Origin of the sequence: Pseudomonas sp. (assembly GCF_040514055.1) — a bacterium.
Lineage (GTDB): Bacteria > Pseudomonadota > Gammaproteobacteria > Pseudomonadales > Pseudomonadaceae > Aquipseudomonas.
On the sequence record NZ_JBEVDL010000014.1, the window covers coordinates 1 to 16,551 of the forward strand.

Here is a 16,551-nt window from a genome sequence, read left to right on the forward strand (position 1 = left end):
TGATCGCGGCCAAGGCGGTGTGTTTCAAGGAAGCCATGGAGCCGGGGTTCAAGGCCTACCAGCAGCAGGTGATCGACAACGCCCAGGCCATGGCCGCGGTGTTTATCGAGCGCGGCTTCGACGTGGTCTCCGGCGGCACCGACAATCACCTGTTCCTGCTCAGCCTGATCAAGCAGGGCCTGACCGGTAAAGAAGCGGACGCGGCCCTCGGCCGGGCCGGCATCACGGTGAACAAGAACGCGGTGCCCAACGACCCGCAGTCGCCGTTCGTGACCTCGGGCCTGCGCATCGGCACCCCGGCGGTGACCACCCGTGGCTTCAAGGTCGCCGAGTGCCAGGCCCTGGCCGGCTGGATCTGCGACATCCTCGCGCACCTGGGCGATGCCGATGTCGAGGCCCAGGTGGCGCAACAGGCCGCCGCCCTGTGTGCTGAATTCCCGGTTTACCGTTAAGTCCGAGGCAGGAGTCCCACCATGCAACGTTACTCCGGCTTCGGCCTGTTCAAGCACTCGCTCAGCCATAACGAAAACTGGCAGCGCATGTGGCGCAACCCGACCCCCAAGCCGGTCTATGACGTGGTCATAGTTGGCGGCGGCGGCCACGGTCTGGCCACCGCTTACTACCTGGCCAAGGTGCATGGCATCACCAATGTGGCAGTGGTCGAGAAGGGCTGGCTGGGTGGCGGCAACACCGCGCGCAACACCACCATCGTGCGCTCCAACTACCTGTGGGACGAGTCGGCGCACCTGTACGAACACGCGATGAAACTCTGGGAAGGCCTGTCCCAGGACATCAACTACAACGTCATGTTTTCCCAGCGCGGGGTGTTCAACCTCGGCCATTCCCTGCAGGACATGCGTGACATCGAGCGCCGGGTCAGCGCCAACCGCCTCAATGGCATCGACGGCGAGGTGCTGAATGCCCGGCAGGTCGAGGAGCTGATTCCTTTCATGGATTGCAGCAAGAACACCCGCTATCCGGTGATGGGCGCCTCCCTGCAGCGTCGCGGGGGTGTGGCCCGTCATGATGCCGTGGCCTGGGGTTATGCCCGGGCGGCCGACGCCCTGGGCGTCGACCTGATCCAGCAGACCGAAGTCACCGGTTTTCGCAAGGAAAACGGCGTGGTGATCGGCGTCGAGACCAGCCGTGGTTTTATCGGTGGCAAGCGCGTGGGTGTGGTCACGGCCGGTAACTCCGGGCATATGGCCAAGCTCGCGGGCTTTCGTATGCCGCTGGAGTCCCACCCGTTGCAGGCCCTGGTGTCCGAGCCGATCAAACCGATCATCGACAGCGTGATCATGTCCAACGCCGTGCACGGCTATATCAGCCAGTCCGACAAGGGCGACCTGGTGATCGGCGCCGGTATCGACGGTTATGTCGGTTATGGCCAGCGCGGCTCCTACCCGACCATCGAACACACGTTGCAGGCCATAGTCGAGCTGTTCCCGATCCTCAGCCGGGTGCGCATGAACCGCCAGTGGGGCGGCATCGTCGACACCACGCCGGACGCCTGCCCGATCATCAGCAAGACCCCGGTGCCGAACCTGTTCTTCAACTGTGGCTGGGGCACCGGTGGCTTCAAGGCCACGCCGGGCTCGGGTCACGTGTTCGCCGCCAGCCTGGCCAGCGGCGAGATGCACCCGCTGGCCAAGGCGTTCTCCCTCGACCGTTTCCACAACGGCGCCCTGATCGACGAACACGGCGCTGCCGGCGTCGCCCACTAACAGGAGAAATCCGAAATGCTCAATATCTTCTGTCCCCATTGTGGCGAGCTGCGCTCCGAAGAGGAGTTTCACACGGCCGGCCAGGCGCATATTCCGCGCCCGTTGGACCCCAATGCCTGCACCGACCAGGAGTGGGGCGAGTACCTGTTTTTTCGCGACAACCCCCGTGGTCTGCACCATGAGCTGTGGATCCACGCCGCCGGTTGCCGTCAGTACTTCAACGCGACCCGTGACACGATTTCCTACGAAATCCATGAAACCTACAAGATTGGCGAGAAACCTTCGGTGACGGCCAAGCCCCGCAATGTCCCAGGAGAACAGGCATGAGCCAGGTCAATCGTCTGGGCAAGGGTGGGCGGATCGATCGCAGCAAGCCCCTGACCTTCAGCTTCAATGGCCAGAACTACCAGGGCTATGCCGGTGACACGCTGGCCGCCGCGCTGATCGCCAATGGCGTCGACATCATCGGCCGCAGCTTCAAGTACTCGCGGCCGCGCGGCATAGTCGCCGCCGGTGCCGAGGAGCCCAATGCCGTGTTGCAACTGGGCTCGCGCGAAGACACCCAGATCCCCAACGTGCGGGCCACCCAGCAGGCGCTGTACGGCGGCTTGGTGGCGGCCAGCACCAATGGCTGGCCCAGCGTCAACAACGACCTGATGGGCATTTTCGGCAAGGTCGGCGGTGACATGATGGCGCCGGGCTTCTACTACAAGACCTTTATGTTTCCCCAGTCGATGTGGATGACGTACGAGAAGTACATTCGCAAGGCCGCCGGCCTGGGTCGCGCGCCCAAGGAAAACGATCCGGATCGTTATGACTACATGAACCAGCACTGCGACGTGCTGGTGGTCGGTGGCGGTGCCGCCGGACTGGCCGCGGCCCTGGCGGCCGGACGCAGCGGCGCCCGGGTGATCCTGGCCGACGAGCAGGAAGAATTCGGCGGCGCGCTGCTGGACAGCCGCGAAACCCTCGACGGCCTGCCGGCCGCCGACTGGGTGGCCAAGGCCGTGGCCGAGCTGGCGGCCATGCCCGAGGTGACGCTGCTGCCGCGCGCCACGGTGCACGGCTACCATGACCACAACTTCCTGACCATTCATGAGCGGCGCTTCGACCACCTGGGCGAAACCGCGCCGTTGGGCGCCTTCGCCCAGCGCGAAAGCCGCCAGCGCATACACCGGGTACGGGCCAAGCACGTGGTGCTGGCCGCCGGTGCCCACGAGCGCCCTCTGGTCTATGGCAACAACGACGTGCCGGGCAATATGCTGGCCGGGGCGATTTCCACCTACCTGCGTCGCTACGCCGTGGCACCGGGCAAGCAACTGGTGCTGTCGACCACCAACGACTACGCCTACCGAGTGGCCCTGGACTGGCTGGAGGCCGGCCTGCAAGTGGTGGCCGTCGCCGATGCGCGGCATAACCCGCGCGGTGCCTGGGTCGAAGAGGCGCGTGCCAAGGGCATCCGCATCCTCACCGGCAGCGCGGTGATCGAAACCCGTGGCAGCAAGCGCGTCAGCGCGGTGCGGGTGGCGGCCATCGACAGCCTGGCGCACAAGGTCACCAGCCCGGGCGAGTGGCTGGAGTGCGACCTGGTCGGCTCCTCGGGTGGCTACAGCCCGGTGGTGCACCTGGCGTCGCACCTGGGCGGCAAGCCGACCTGGCGCGAGGATATCCTCGGTTTTGTGCCGGGCGAAGGCTTCCAGGCGCGGGTCTGCGCCGGGGCCATGAACGGGGTGTTCGGCCTGGGCGACGTGCTCGCCGATGGGTTCGAAGCGGGCGTCAAGGCGGCCGGCAAGGCGGGCTTCGCCCCGGTCAGCGCTACCCTGCCGAAGGTGCCGACGCGCCATGAGGAGGCCAGCCTGGCGCTGTTCCAGGTGCCCCACGAAAAATCCACGGCGCGCGGACCGAAACAGTTCGTCGACCTGCAGAACGACGTCACCTCCGCCGGCATCGAGCTGGCCACCCGCGAGGGCTTCGAGTCGGTCGAGCACGTCAAGCGCTACACCGCGCTGGGTTTTGGTACCGACCAGGGCAAACTGGGCAATATCAACGGCCTGGCGATCGCCGCCCGTTCCCTGGGCATCGGCATTGCGCAGATGGGCACCACCATGTTCCGTCCCAACTACACGCCGGTGACCTTTGGCGCCGTGGCCGGGCGCAACTGCGGCGCCCTGTTCGATCCGGTGCGCTACACCGCGCTGCACAGCTGGCACCTGCAGAACGGCGCCGAGTTTGAGGACGTCGGCCAGTGGAAGCGACCCTGGTACTTCCCCAAGGCCGGTGAAGACCTGCATGCCGCGGTCGGCCGCGAGTGCCAGGCGGTGCGCGACAGCGTCGGCATCCTCGACGCCTCGACCCTGGGCAAGATCGATATCCAGGGCCCCGATGCCCGTGAATTCCTCAACCGTGTCTACACCAACGCCTGGACCAAGCTGGACGTGGGCAAGGCCCGCTACGGCCTGATGTGCAAGGAAGACGGCATGGTCTTCGACGACGGCGTGACCGCCTGCCTGGCCGACAACCATTTCCTGATGACCACCACCACTGGCGGCGCGGCGCGGGTCATGCAGTGGCTGGAGATCTACCACCAGACCGAGTGGCCGGAGCTAAAGGTGTATTTCACCTCGGTCACCGACCACTGGGCGACCATGACGCTGTCGGGCCCGAACAGCCGCAAGCTGCTCAGCGAAGTCACCGACATCGACCTGGATCGCGACGGTTTCCCCTTTATGACCTGGAAGGAAGGCCTGGTCGGCGGCGTGCCGGCGCGGGTGTTCCGCATCTCCTTCACCGGGGAGCTGTCCTACGAAGTCAACGTGCAGGCCGACTACGCCCTGGGCGTCTGGGAAAAGATCGTCGAAGCCGGCAAGAAATACCAGCTGACGCCCTACGGCACCGAGACCATGCACGTGCTGCGGGCCGAGAAGGGTTTCATCATCATTGGCCAGGACACCGACGGCTCGGTGACCCCGGACGACCTCAATATGGGCTGGTGCGTGGGCCGGACCAAGCCGTTCTCCTGGATCGGCTGGCGCGGCATGAACCGCGAGGACTGCGTGCGCGACAACCGCAAGCAACTGGTGGGCCTGAAACCGGTGGATCCCAAGCGGGTGCTGCCCGAGGGCGCGCAACTGGTGTTCGACACCCAGCAGTCGATTCCCATGGCCATGGTCGGCCATGTCACCTCCAGCTACTTCAGCACCAGCCTGGGTTACAGCTTCGCCCTGGCCCTGGTCAAGGGCGGCCTCAAGCGCATGGGCGAGAAAGTCTTCGCCCCCCTGGCCGATGGCAGCCTGATCGAGGCCGAGATCGTCAGCGCGGTGTTCTACGACCCGAAAGGGGATCGCCAGAATGTCTAGCCAGCGGACCACCTGTCCCCGTCATCCCCGCGTAGGCGGGGATCCAGTGCACACAGCGACCTGCGTCATGGCGTTCGGTAGCTCCGGGCTTTCCAGATTGCTCCAGACAGCGAGGCTGTTATGACTTCCATAAACGTCTATCAACAACGCCCGGACGCGGCCCACGCCGAGTCGCCGCTGTTCCACGCCGGTCTCGACGAGCTGGCGGGCAAGCCCACCGGCGGCGCGGGGATCCGCCTGCGCGAGAAAAAACTGCTGGGGCACCTGACCTTGCGCGGCGATGGCCATGACACGGCGTTCGCCGGGGCGGTGCACAAGGCCACGGGCCTGGAGCTGCCCGGCGCGCTGCAACTGATCGGCGGCGGCGAGCGCTCGCTGCAGTGGATGGGGCCGGACGAATGGCTGCTGATCGTGCCGCGCGGGGAAGAATTCGCCGCCGAGCAGCAACTGCGCGCCGCATTGGGCGAGCTGCACCACCAAGTGGTCAACGTCAGCGGCGGCCAGACCCTGCTCGAGCTGTCGGGCCCCAAGGTGCGCCAGCTGCTGATGAAATCCACGTCCTATGATGTGCACCCGAATAACTTCCCGGTGGGCAAGGCGGTCGGCACGGTGTTCGCCAAGTCCCAGCTGGTGATCCGCCATACCGGCGAGCACACCTGGGAACTGCTGGTGCGACGCAGCTTCGCCGATTACATCTGGCTCTGGCTGCAGGACGCCAGCGGCGAATACGGCCTGGCGGTGGAGTCCTGATCGCCCGGGGCGCGTCCCCGACGTGCCCGTTGGGTCCTTTTGCCGTGCCCTGCCGTTCTGGAGCTTCCGATGAGCCGCACCCCCGATAGCTGGATCCTCACCGCCGATTGCCCCAGCGTGCTGGGCACCGTGGACGCGGTGACGCGTTACCTGTTCGAGCAGGGCTGTTATGTCACCGAGCACCATTCGTTCGACGATCGGCTGTCCGGGCGTTTTTTTATCCGGGTCGAATTTCGTCAACCCGAAGGCTTCGACGAGCAGCGTTTTCGCGACGGGCTGATCGCCCGCGGCGACGGCTTTGGCATGGTCTTCGAGCTGACCCCGCCGAACTACCGCAGCAAGGTGGTGATCATGGTCTCCAAGGCCGACCACTGCCTGAACGACCTGCTTTATCGCCAGCGCATCGGCCAGTTGCCGATGGACGTGGTGGCGGTGATTTCCAACCACCCCGACCTCGAGCCCCTGGCGCGCTGGCACGACATCCCCTACCACCATTTGCCGCTCGACCCCCAGGACAAGGTCGGTCAGGAGCGCAAGGTCTGGGAGCTGATTCAGGCCTCCGGTGCCGAGTTGGTGATACTCGCCCGCTATATGCAGGTGCTGTCCCCGGAGCTGTGCCGCAAGCTGGACGGCTGGGCGATCAATATCCATCACTCGCTGCTGCCCGGCTTCAAGGGCGCCAAACCCTATCACCAGGCCTATCAGAAAGGCGTCAAGCTGGTCGGCGCCACGGCCCACTACATCAACAACGACCTGGACGAGGGTCCGATCATCGCCCAGGGCGTCGAGTCGGTGGACCACAGCCATTACCCCGAGGACCTGATCGCCAAGGGTCGCGATATCGAGTGCCTGACCCTGGCCAAGGCCATCGGCTTTCATATCGAGCGACGGGTCTTTCTCAATGCCAACCGCACCGTGGTGCTCTAACCGCACCGGCCGTTGAACTGCAAGGCCGCACGGCACTGGCGCCGTGCTTTCACAACAATAAAAAACGAGGTGAACGCATGTCTGGTAATCGTGGTGTCGTGTACCTGGGCGCTGGCAAGGTCGAGGTGCAGAGCATTCCCTTCCCGAAAATGGAAACGCCCCAGGGCAAACGCATCGAGCATGGCGTGATCCTGCGCGTGGTCTCGACCAATATCTGTGGTTCCGACCAGCATATGGTGCGCGGCCGGACCACGGCGCAAACCGGCCTGGTGCTGGGCCACGAGATCACCGGCGAGGTGATCGAGGCTGGGCGTGACGTCGAGCACCTGCGCGTCGGCGACCTGGTGTCGGTACCGTTTAACGTCGCCTGCGGCCGTTGCCGCAGCTGCAAGGAGCAGAACACCGGGGTCTGCCTGACCGTCAACCCGGCGCGTGCCGGCGGCGCCTACGGCTATGTCGACATGGGGGACTGGGTCGGTGGCCAGGCCGAATTCGTGCTGGTGCCCTATGCCGACTTCAACCTGCTGAAGTTGCCCAACCGCGATGCGGCCATGGAAAAAATCCGCGACCTGACCTGCCTGTCCGACATCCTGCCGACCGGGTATCACGGCGCGGTCACCGCCGGCGTCGGTCCGGGCAGCACCGTATATATCGCCGGTGCCGGCCCGGTTGGCCTGGCCGCCGCCGCCTCGGCGCGCCTGCTGGGCGCCGCCGTGGTCATAGTCGGCGACGTCAACCCGGTGCGCCTGGTGCACGCCAAGGCCCAGGGCTTCGAGGTGGTCGACCTGTCCAAGGACACGCCGCTGCACGAGCAGATCGCCGACCTGCTGGGCGAGCCGGAAGTCGATTGCGCGGTGGACGCAGTGGGCTTCGAAGCCCGGGGCCATGGTCATGCCGGGGCGCAACACGAGGCGCCGGCCACCGTGCTCAACTCGCTGATGGGCGTGGTACGGGTCGCCGGCAAGATCGGCATCCCGGGCCTGTACGTCACCGAAGACCCGGGCGCCACCGACAAGGCGGCCAAGATGGGCAGCCTGAGCATCCGCTTCGGTCTCGGCTGGGCCAAGTCCCACAGCTTCCACACCGGCCAGACCCCGGTGATGAAGTACAACCGGGCGCTGATGCAGGCCATCATGTGGGACCGGATCAAGATCGCCGATGTGGTCGGGGTCGAGGTAATCAGCCTGGACGATGCGCCGCGCGGTTACGGCGAGTTCGATGCCGGGGTGCCGAAGAAATTCGTCATCGATCCGCACCGCTTGTTCAGCGCGGCCTGATGGTCGGGGTATAACACCCAAAGGGCGGCCATGGGCCGCCCTTTTTTATGGGTAAGGATTGCCGCGAGAGCCTTGGGCGAGGTCAGAGGCGCCGGCCCTCTGATGCCGATTCCCATAGGGCCTATTTTCGCGACCCCGATGGCAATAAACTCTGCGTGTGTTGCCACGGCGCGCCCTGACGGCGCGCGAACCGGCTTTTGGGAGGTCGTTGGGTGCAGGAACTCTATCACGGGGCGTTTTTGATCCTGGGCCTGGCCCTGGCGTTTGTCTCGCGGCGCTCCCTGGCCGATCCGCGCAGCCACGGTTTTTTCCGTTTCTTCGCCTTCGAGGCCATCGTCTTTCTGTTGTGGCGCAACCTGCCGTTCTGGTTCGTCGAGCGTTTCTCGCCCACTCAACTGCTGTCCTGGGTGCTGCTGTTCAGCGCGCTCTATCTGCTGTTGCACAGCCTCTATTTGCTGCGTGTGCGGGGCGGGCACGCGCCTGAACGGGCGGCTGAGGAAAGCAATTTCCGCTTCGAGAACACCGCGCAGCTGGTGCAGAGCGGTATCTACGGCTATATCCGCCACCCGCTCTACAGCTCGTTGCTGCTGCTGACCTGGGGGCTGTTCTTCAAACACCCCGACCTGTCCGGCGTGGCGGCGGCGTTAGTGGGCAGCCTGGCGCTGGTGGCCACGGCCAAGGTCGAGGAAGCTGAAAACAGCAGGACCTTTGGCGAGGCGTACGGCGAATACTGCCGCCGGACGCGGATGTTCCTGCCTTTTCTGTTCTAACGACGCCCAGCCGCCTGCTACGTGTTTCGATCATCTATCCTGACGGGGCGCTCCCTTCTGCAGTGGTGCCTGCCGTGCTCAAACGTATAACCCTCTCCGAGCTGTGCCAGGGGATGTATATCCACGAGTTCTGTGGGTCCTGGATGGAGCATCCGTTCTGGAAATCCAAGTTCCTGCTCGACTGCGACAAGGACCTGCAGCGCATCCGCGACAGCGGCATCTGCGAGCTGTGGATCGACACCAGTCGTGGGCTGGACCTGGCCAGTGGCGAGAGCATCGAACAGGTCGCGGCCGCGACCGAAGCGTTGCTGTTGGCCGCGGAGGCCCCGCCACCGGTCCGCCAGACGTCCCTCGAGGATGAAGTCGGCCGTGCGGTGAAACTCTGCAACCTGTCCAAGGCGGCCGTGGTGGCCATGTTCAACGACGCACGCATGGGCCAGGCGATCGACACCGCCCATGTGCAGGAACTGGTGGAAAGCATTTCGGCTTCGGTATTGCGCCATCCCAATGCCCTGATCAGCCTGGCGCGCTTGAAACACTCCGATGAATACACCTACATGCACTCGGTGGCGGTCTGCGCGCTGATGATCGCCCTGGCCCGGCAGCTGGGGCTGGATGAGGCCCAGGTGCGCGAGGCGGGCATGGCCGGGCTGCTGCACGACATCGGCAAGATGACCGTGCCGCTGGAGATCCTCAACAAACCCGGCAGCCTGACCGATCAGGAGTTCGCCACCATGCGCGGCCACCCGGAGGCCGGCACCGCGATCCTGTTGGCCAGCCGGCAGGTCAGCGCGCTGGTGCTGGATGTCTGCCTGCACCATCACGAGAAGCTCGATGGCAGCGGCTATCCGCACCGCCTGGCCGGTGAGCAGATCAGCCTGTTGGCGCGCATGGGGGCGGTTTGCGACGTATACGACGCCATCACCTCGGATCGGCCTTATAAAAAAGGCTGGGACCCGGCGGAGTCGATTCGCAAAATGGCCGAGTGGAGCAAGAGCCATTTCGACGAGGCGGTATTCCAGGCGTTCGTCAAAAGCCTGGGCATCTATCCCACCGGCTCCCTGGTGCGGCTGCAAAGTGGTCGTTTGGGGGTCGTGCTCGAGCAGCACGGCCACTCGCTGCTGACGCCTCGGGTCAAGGTGTTTTTCTCCGCCACCTCGAAGCTGCCGATCCCCCAGGAAATCATCGACCTGGCGAAGTGGGTCGGCCGGGAGCGGATCATCGGCCGCGAGTCGGCCAGTGTCTGGGGCTTTCGCAACCTGGACGAGCTCTGGTCGGGATTGCCCGCCCGCTCGGGCTCCTATTTCGACAGTTGAGCGCCGGCCACGGGCGTGCGAGAAGCAAACGAAACCATCAGCCCATAGTTCAGTCCTATGCGCACGCCACTATCAATTTAAGGGGAATATCGCGTGAAACGCGCCTTGCTGCTGTTGCCATTGTTGGCCCTGCCGGTTTTCGCCGCCGAGGAACCCACGCTTTACGGGCGTTATGAGTACGTCAAGGTGATGGATATCGGCCAGACGCTGAAAGCCAAGATGGACACCGGTGCCCTGACCGCCTCGTTGTCGGCCAAGGACATCGAACGCTTCAAGCGTGATGGCGAGGACTGGGTGCGCTTCCGTCTGGCCGCCGACGGTGCCGACGAGACCCTGTACGAACACCGGGTCGCGCGTATCAGCAAGATCAAGAACCGCACCGAGGAAGACCTCGAGGACGATGAAAAGGTCGATCCCAGCCAGCGCCCGGTGGTCGATCTGGAACTCTGCCTGGCCGGTGAGAAACACCGTGTGGAAGTCAACCTGGCCGACCGCAGCCGGTTCAATTACCCCCTGTTGATCGGCGCCGCGGCGCTGCGCAAATTCGATGCGGCCATCGACCCCGCGCGTAAATTCACCGCCGACAAACCGAAATGCTGATGCGCTCCACTATGCTGGTCTAAATCACCCCTTGCCCTCCTGAACTGACGACGGCAAGCGGGCCTGCTTCTTGCTTGGTGCTGTCTATCGGTGCGTCCTGTGTAGGGCGTGGTTCAGGATTGCTCGAGGTGTCATATGACTGCAGTACTCAGACCCGGCGCGCGTCTGCTGGAGCGGTTCAGCTTTGGCCACAAATTTCTTCTGCTGTTTTTACTCTTTGTACTGCCGCTGGCCTATGCCTTGTGGATCATTGGCGGCACTTACCTGGAACGCCTGCGCCTGATCGATGGCGAACTGGGCGGCATGCGCACGGTCGAGGCTCTGGGCCAGGTGCAGCATGCGGTGGTCGATCAGCGGACCCTGCTGGCCCGCTGGAAAGGCACCGAAACCGAGGCGCAAGCCTTGCTTAAGCAGCGCGCAGGCGAGCTCGACGAGGCGTTGGAAAAAGCCACCGCGCAACTGGCCAACGAGCCGCCGAGTGCCCAGGCCCGCCAGCAATTTGACGCCTTGCGCGCCCTGCGCGGCGATTTGCAGGTCGAAGCGCTGGGCAAATTGCCACTTCCGGACGCGCTGGAGCGTTACCAAAAGACCCTGCTGCAATTGGTGGCCCTGCGCGAGCAGGTGGCGACTGACAGCGGGCTGATCCTCGATCCGAAACTCGATGCTTACCTGATGATGGAGCAACTGACCTTCACCTTGCCGCGCCTGGTCGAGCAACTGGGTACCTTTGCCAGCCAGGGGCATGGCGCGGTCGTCTCCCAGCATTTCACCCTGCAAAGCCGGGTGTCGGTGCGCGACTTGCGCCGCGCCCTGGAAGAATCCCGTGGCCAGTTGACCAAGGCCCAGGCGACCCTTGGGGCTGAAGCGCCCGCGGTGATGAAGGCGCTGCAGGGGCCCTTCGCCGAGGCGCAAACGGGCCTGGAGGCTTTTCTCCAGGGCATCGATCGCGACATGTTCGAGGCCTCGCCCATGAGCCTGACCGCGGGCCAGTTTATCGAGCGCATCGAGGCCGTGCAGGGCCAGCTGCGCGGTTTGCAGCAAGCCCAGTACCGGCAGTTCGCCCACCGCCTGGGCGAGTACCGCGACCAGGCGCTGAACAGCATGATCGAGGTCATCGGTGCCTTTACCCTGCTGACGCTGCTGGCCCTCTATGTGCTGCTGTGCCTGAATGCCTCGATCCGGCGCAGCACCAGCAGTATCATCCAGGCCGCCGAGGGCTTGCGCGCGGGCGATCTGCGGGTGCGCATGGATGTACTTGGCCAGGATGAGCTGGCGCGCATCGCCGAGGCCTTGAATGCCGCGGTGGATCAATTGCGCGGCTCGCTGCAGGGGGTGAATTCGGAAAGTCAGCAGCTGGGCGGCACCGTGCAAGTGCTGACCACCCAGGCCGGCGATGCGCTCAAGGCGGTGGAGCAGCAGCAGGCGCAGATGAGCCAGATCGCCACCGCCGCCACCGAAATGGCCGCCACCGCCCAAAGCGTGGCGGAAAGCTGTGAGCAGGCGGCCCAGGATGCCGGGCACACCCGTGAAATCGCCACCCAGAGCAACCAGCGCAGCGCCCGTACCAGCGTCAGCATGCGCCAGCTCAGCGCCCGCCTGGGCGATACCGCGGCGACCCTGCAACAACTGCGCGAACAGACCCAGCAGATCAGCCGGATCGTCGATGTGATCAAGGGCATCGCCGAGCAAACCAACCTGCTGGCACTCAATGCGGCGATCGAAGCGGCCCGTGCCGGTGAACAGGGACGCGGCTTTGCCGTGGTGGCCGATGAGGTGCGCAGCCTGTCCAAGCGCACCCAGGATTCGACCCAGGAAATCGCCCAGACGGTCGGCGACCTGCAAAAAGTGGTCGGCCAGGCGGTGACGCTGATGGAAGATGCCTTTCGCCAGGCGGACGTTGACGTCGGAAGCGTATTGGCCATGGGCGAGGACCTCGAAGGCATAGTGGAATCGGTGCAGCGTGTCAGTGACCGACTGGCGCAGATCGCCACGGCAGCCGAGGAGCAGGCGGCCACCGCCGACGAAGTCAGTGGCAATATCCAGCAGGTCGACCAGGCAGCCAGCCACCTGCTCGAGGGCGCCAAGGCGGTCAGCCGTGCGGCCGATCAGCTGCGCCGCGGCAGCGAAGGCCTGGAGCAGAACACCGGGCGGTTCCAACTGGGCGCTTGAGCCTCAGCGCCCCGAGGCGCTGGTGGCAGCCCGCCGGCTTGACCTGACGGCGGCGCTGGCCCAGGCTGCGGGCCGAGATCGACTTCCGCCGCAGGACGCCCCATGCCGCATATTCTGATCGTCGAAGACGAAGCCGCCATTGCCGATACCCTGGTCTACGCCCTGCAGAGCGAGGGTTTCACCACCACCTGGCTGAGTGTGGGGGGCGAGGCCCTGGCCTGGCTGGAGCAACAGCCGGCCGACTTGCTGATCCTCGATGTCGGTTTGCCGGATATCAGCGGTTTCGAGCTGTGCAAGCGCCTGCGGCGGGTGTCCGAGGTGCCGGTGATGTTCCTTACCGCGCGCAACGGCGAAATCGATCGGGTGGTGGGGCTGGAGATCGGCGCCGACGATTACGTGGTCAAGCCCTTCAGCCCACGGGAGGTGGCGGCGCGGGTCAAGGCCATCCTTAAACGCGTGGCGCCGCGCCCGCTGCCGGAAGTGACCCCGGCCTCGGCCAGCGGACCCTTTCAGTTGGACGAGGACAAGGTGCAGATCCACTACCGCGGCCAGCTGCTCAACCTGACCCGTCACGAATTCCGCTTGCTGCAACAGCTCCTGGCACGGCCCGAGCGGGTCTTTAGCCGCGAGCAGTTGCTCGATGCCCTGGGGGTGGCCGCCGAGGCCGGCTACGAGCGCAATATCGACAGTCATATCAAGAGCTTGCGGGCCAAGCTGCGCCTGGTGGCGGCCGACGCCGAACCGATCCAGACCCACCGTGGCCTGGGCTACAGCCTGAGCCTGGTCTGATGCCCCTGGGCGTTCGGTTGTTCCTGGTGTATTTCCTGTTCGTCGGACTCACTGGCTATTTTGTGCTGAGCACGGTGATGGAGGAAATCCGCCCCGGGGTGCGCCAGTCCACCGAAGAGACCCTGGTCGACACGGTCAACCTGCTGGCGGAAATCCTGCGTGACGACCTGAAGGCCGGGACCCTGGAACAGAGCCATTTGCCGGGGTTGTTCCAGGCCTATGGCCAGCGTCGGCCACAAGCCGATATCTGGGGCGTGCAGAAAAACCAGGTCAATCACCGCATCTATGTCACCGACGCCCGTGGCACCGTGCTGCTGGACTCCAGCGGGGCGGATGTCGGGCGTGATTATTCGCGCTGGAATGATGTTTACCTGACCCTGCAGGGCCAATACGGCGCGCGCTCGACCCGGGAAGACCCGAACGACCCGGAGTCTTCGGTGATGTACGTGGCGGCGCCGATCAAGGACGACGGCAAGATCATCGGGGTGGTGGCGGTGTCCAAGCCGAGCCGTACCCTGCAACCTTATATCGAGCGCTCGCAGCGGCGCCTGGCCTGGCTGGGTGCCGGGCTGATCCTGCTCGGCCTGCTGGTCGGCGGCCTGTTGTCCTGGTGGCTGAGTGGCTCCTTGCGCCGGCTGACCCGTTACGCCGAAGCCGCCAGCGCCGGGCGGCGGGTCGAGTTGCCGCAGCTGCGCGGCGGCGAGCTGGCGCAGTTGGCCCAGGCGGTGCAGAAAATGCGTACCGAGCTGGACGGCAAGGCCTATGTCGAACGTTATGTGCACACCCTGACCCATGAGTTGAAGAGCCCCTTGGCGGCCATCCGTGGCGCCGCGGAGTTGCTTCAAGGCGAGATGCCCGCGGCGCAACGCGAGCGCTTCGTCGGCAATATCGACAGCGAAAGTCGGCGCCTGCAGCAATTGATCGAACGCCTGCTGAACCTGGCCCAGGTCGAACAGCGCCAGGGCCTCGAGGAACGCGTGGAGGTGCCACTGCGGGCCCTGGTCGACGAGCTGCTGCAGGCGCAAATGGCCCGTATCGAGTGCGCCGCGGTGCAGGTCGACAACCAGATTCCGGCGGATATGACGGCCCAGGGCGAACGTTTCCTGCTGCGCCAGGCGCTGGCCAACCTGCTGGACAATGCCCTGGATTTCAGTCCCCGTGGCGGCCGGCTGCGCTTTTACGCCGAGCGCCGGCCCGGGCGCTTGATCCTGAGCCTGTTCAATCCCGGCGAGGCGATTCCCGACTATGCCCTGCCGCGCCTGACCGAACGCTTTTACTCCTTGCCGCGGCCGGGCACCGGGCGCAAGAGCACCGGCCTGGGGTTGAATTTCGTGCAGGAGGTCGCGCAGCTGCACGGCGGCGCGCTGATGCTGGGCAATGTCGAGGGTGGCGTACAAGTGAGCCTGGAACTGCCCTGCGCCTGACTCCCCGCGGCTGATAATATCCACTTGGGCAGACCACAGGTCGGTCTGCCCACTCGTGCAAAGCGTAAAGTACTGCTACAACAGGGAAGCTCAATTGGAGGGAATAGCATGAAATCAGTCGCGGAAATTCTGAGGTCCAAAGCCCATGCCCTGGTGTACAGCGTCGCGCCCGATGACTCGGTGCTCGCCGCGGTCACGCTGATGGCGGAGAAGGGCATCGGCGCCCTGGTGGTGCTGAACAACGGTCATCTGGTAGGCATCGTCAGTGAGCGGGACTATGCGCGCAAGGTCGCGCTGCTGGAACGCTCGGCCTTTGCCGCCAAGGTCAGCGAAATCATGACCGCCGACGTGATTACCGTCGGTCCCCGGCACACCACCAAGGACTGCATGCAGCTGATGACCGATCGCCACCTGCGGCATTTGCCGGTGTTGGCGGAAGGCGAGCTGATCGGCTTGCTGTCCATCGGTGACCTGGTCAAGCAAACCATTGCCGAGCAGGAAAGCCTGATCCAGCAGCTCGAGCAATATATTCGCGGCGAGTAGCCCACGGGCCTGTGCCTCGCGGGGGCGATAGCGTACGGATGCAATCTGTCGCTTGCGGCTTACCCCGTGCGCCGCGCTAGCCCTCCCGGGGCTTGCCCGGCGTGTACCGATGCAGGCGGCCTGACGACCCGCCCGGTCGCTCGCCCTTCGGTTCGCTCACGCAAACACCATAAAGTTTCCACCCTAGGCTCATGGGCCCCTGATCGTCCGCCGTCACACTCCTGACCGTCCATTTAGCAGGAGCGCCCGCCCATGAGCCGCATACCGTTGTCCGTTAGCCACTGGCCGAGCACGCCCAGATGATGCCGCCCGCGAAGCTCAAGGCCACTCGACGTCTGTGTTATGGCGCAGTCCTGGCGCTGTTGACGCTGCTGGGTCTGGGGGCGTTTTGCGGGCGCTCCGTTGCGATCGGTGCGCTGTCAATACTCTTGCTGCTGGGCGGGCTGGCCCTTTGCGGGCTGCTCTGCGGGCTCTTGCTGTGGGCATTGGGCCGGTTGCTGAGGCGACCCGTGAACGCCTGTGGCTGGGACGACCCCGTGCCCGGGCAGTTTGGCCTGGGGGTGATGTGCGCCAGCAGCCTGACCTACGTGCTGGTCGTGTTGTTGCCGGGAGCAGGGGCGTTATTGCCGTTCAACGATTTTTTCACCCCCTTGGCCCTCTTGCTGCAAGGCCTGTTGTGGCTGCGCCTCTGGCGCACCGGCAACAGGTCATCGCCAGCAGGCCAGGCCATCGCGCCTGAGCCTGGTGCCGGGCTGACGTCAGCTTCAACCGCTACGGATCCGCATGCCGGGCCTGTGGCTACGCCGGTGGTTTTTCAGCGGCCTGCGCAGGCGGGGCTATTGGTCGGCAGCCTGTTGATGGGCGCTTTTTTGCTGAGCTATCTGTACCCTTGAAGAGGCTGCAACC

Annotated in this window: 15 protein-coding genes; all 15 read left to right on the forward strand. The window is 64.9% G+C overall.

Annotation, left to right across the window (positions count from 1 at the left end; translation table 11 throughout):
* On the forward strand, nt 1-452 hold a 452-nt coding region (locus tag ABWY06_RS03630), incomplete at its 5' end, for a PLP-dependent aminotransferase family protein (RefSeq protein ID WP_502948144.1).
* Nucleotides 453-473: 21 nt separating this feature from the next.
* Nucleotides 474-1,724: a sarcosine oxidase subunit beta family protein gene (locus ABWY06_RS03635; protein ID WP_353924204.1), complete on the forward strand. Its 1,251-nt coding sequence runs from the start codon at nt 474-476 to the stop codon at nt 1,722-1,724.
* A gap of 15 nt (nt 1,725-1,739) precedes the next feature.
* The gene (locus ABWY06_RS03640; protein WP_353924205.1) at nt 1,740-2,051 is read left to right on the forward strand and encodes a sarcosine oxidase subunit delta; all 312 of its coding nucleotides are present in this window, start codon (nt 1,740-1,742) and stop codon (nt 2,049-2,051) included.
* Nucleotides 2,048-5,080, forward strand: coding sequence for a sarcosine oxidase subunit alpha (locus ABWY06_RS03645; RefSeq protein ID WP_353924206.1), 3,033 nt, complete (start codon nt 2,048-2,050; stop codon nt 5,078-5,080). Before ABWY06_RS03640 ends, ABWY06_RS03645 begins: the two co-directional genes overlap by 4 nt.
* Nucleotides 5,081-5,200: 120 nt before the next feature.
* Entirely contained in the window at nt 5,201-5,830 is a 630-nt protein-coding gene (locus ABWY06_RS03650; protein ID WP_353924207.1) for a sarcosine oxidase subunit gamma, read from the forward strand.
* 69 nt (nt 5,831-5,899) lie between these two features.
* A complete protein-coding gene (purU, locus tag ABWY06_RS03655; protein WP_353924208.1) occupies nt 5,900-6,757 on the forward strand; it encodes a formyltetrahydrofolate deformylase in 858 nt (285 codons plus the stop codon).
* 77 nt (nt 6,758-6,834) lie between these two features.
* Nucleotides 6,835-8,034 carry a formaldehyde dehydrogenase, glutathione-independent gene (gene fdhA, locus ABWY06_RS03660; protein ID WP_353924209.1) on the forward strand — a complete coding sequence of 400 codons (1,200 nt, stop codon included), beginning with the start codon at nt 6,835-6,837 and terminating at the stop codon, nt 8,032-8,034.
* Nucleotides 8,035-8,246: 212 nt separating this feature from the next.
* Nucleotides 8,247-8,804, forward strand: a complete 558-nt coding sequence (locus tag ABWY06_RS03665; protein ID WP_353924210.1) for a methyltransferase family protein — start codon at nt 8,247-8,249, stop codon at nt 8,802-8,804.
* A 74-nt stretch (nt 8,805-8,878) separates the two neighbouring features.
* On the forward strand, nt 8,879-10,120 hold the full coding sequence (locus ABWY06_RS03670; RefSeq protein ID WP_353924211.1) for a cyclic di-GMP phosphodiesterase: 1,242 nt from the start codon (nt 8,879-8,881) through the stop codon (nt 10,118-10,120).
* Nucleotides 10,121-10,213: 93 nt separating this feature from the next.
* On the forward strand, nt 10,214-10,720 hold the full coding sequence (gene rloA2 / locus ABWY06_RS03675) for a retropepsin-like aspartic peptidase RloA2 (RefSeq protein ID WP_353924212.1): 507 nt from the start codon (nt 10,214-10,216) through the stop codon (nt 10,718-10,720).
* 135 nt (nt 10,721-10,855) lie between these two features.
* Nucleotides 10,856-12,889, forward strand: a complete 2,034-nt coding sequence (locus tag ABWY06_RS03680; protein WP_353924213.1) for a methyl-accepting chemotaxis protein — start codon at nt 10,856-10,858, stop codon at nt 12,887-12,889.
* 102 nt (nt 12,890-12,991) lie between these two features.
* The gene (creB, locus tag ABWY06_RS03685) at nt 12,992-13,678 is read left to right on the forward strand and encodes a two-component system response regulator CreB (RefSeq protein ID WP_353924214.1); all 687 of its coding nucleotides are present in this window, start codon (nt 12,992-12,994) and stop codon (nt 13,676-13,678) included.
* A complete protein-coding gene (creC, locus tag ABWY06_RS03690) occupies nt 13,678-15,102 on the forward strand; it encodes a two-component system sensor histidine kinase CreC (protein ID WP_353924215.1) in 1,425 nt (474 codons plus the stop codon). The genes creB and creC overlap by 1 nt, the downstream gene beginning before the upstream one ends.
* Before the next feature lie 108 nt (nt 15,103-15,210).
* A complete protein-coding gene (locus tag ABWY06_RS03695; protein ID WP_353924216.1) occupies nt 15,211-15,645 on the forward strand; it encodes a CBS domain-containing protein in 435 nt (144 codons plus the stop codon).
* 299 nt (nt 15,646-15,944) lie between these two features.
* Nucleotides 15,945-16,538, forward strand: a complete 594-nt coding sequence (locus ABWY06_RS03700) for a hypothetical protein (protein ID WP_353924217.1) — start codon at nt 15,945-15,947, stop codon at nt 16,536-16,538.
* Nucleotides 16,539-16,551 lie beyond the last annotated feature (13 nt).

Excerpts from the sequence above, each read along its gene's own strand:
- ABWY06_RS03635 (WP_353924204.1), top strand. The coding sequence starts at position 474 with ATGCAACGTTACTCCGGCTTCGGCCTGTTCAAGCACTCGCTCAGCCAT.
- ABWY06_RS03640 (WP_353924205.1), top strand. The coding sequence starts at position 1,740 with ATGCTCAATATCTTCTGTCCCCATTGTGGCGAGCTGCGCTCCGAAGAG.
- ABWY06_RS03645 (WP_353924206.1), top strand. The coding sequence starts at position 2,048 with ATGAGCCAGGTCAATCGTCTGGGCAAGGGTGGGCGGATCGATCGCAGC.
- ABWY06_RS03650 (WP_353924207.1), top strand. The coding sequence starts at position 5,201 with ATGACTTCCATAAACGTCTATCAACAACGCCCGGACGCGGCCCACGCC.
- purU (WP_353924208.1), top strand. The coding sequence starts at position 5,900 with ATGAGCCGCACCCCCGATAGCTGGATCCTCACCGCCGATTGCCCCAGC.
- fdhA (WP_353924209.1), top strand. The coding sequence starts at position 6,835 with ATGTCTGGTAATCGTGGTGTCGTGTACCTGGGCGCTGGCAAGGTCGAG.
- ABWY06_RS03680 (WP_353924213.1), top strand. The coding sequence starts at position 10,856 with ATGACTGCAGTACTCAGACCCGGCGCGCGTCTGCTGGAGCGGTTCAGC.
- creB (WP_353924214.1), top strand. The coding sequence starts at position 12,992 with ATGCCGCATATTCTGATCGTCGAAGACGAAGCCGCCATTGCCGATACC.
- creC (WP_353924215.1), top strand. The coding sequence starts at position 13,678 with ATGCCCCTGGGCGTTCGGTTGTTCCTGGTGTATTTCCTGTTCGTCGGA.
- ABWY06_RS03695 (WP_353924216.1), top strand. The coding sequence starts at position 15,211 with ATGAAATCAGTCGCGGAAATTCTGAGGTCCAAAGCCCATGCCCTGGTG.
- ABWY06_RS03700 (WP_353924217.1), top strand. The coding sequence starts at position 15,945 with ATGATGCCGCCCGCGAAGCTCAAGGCCACTCGACGTCTGTGTTATGGC.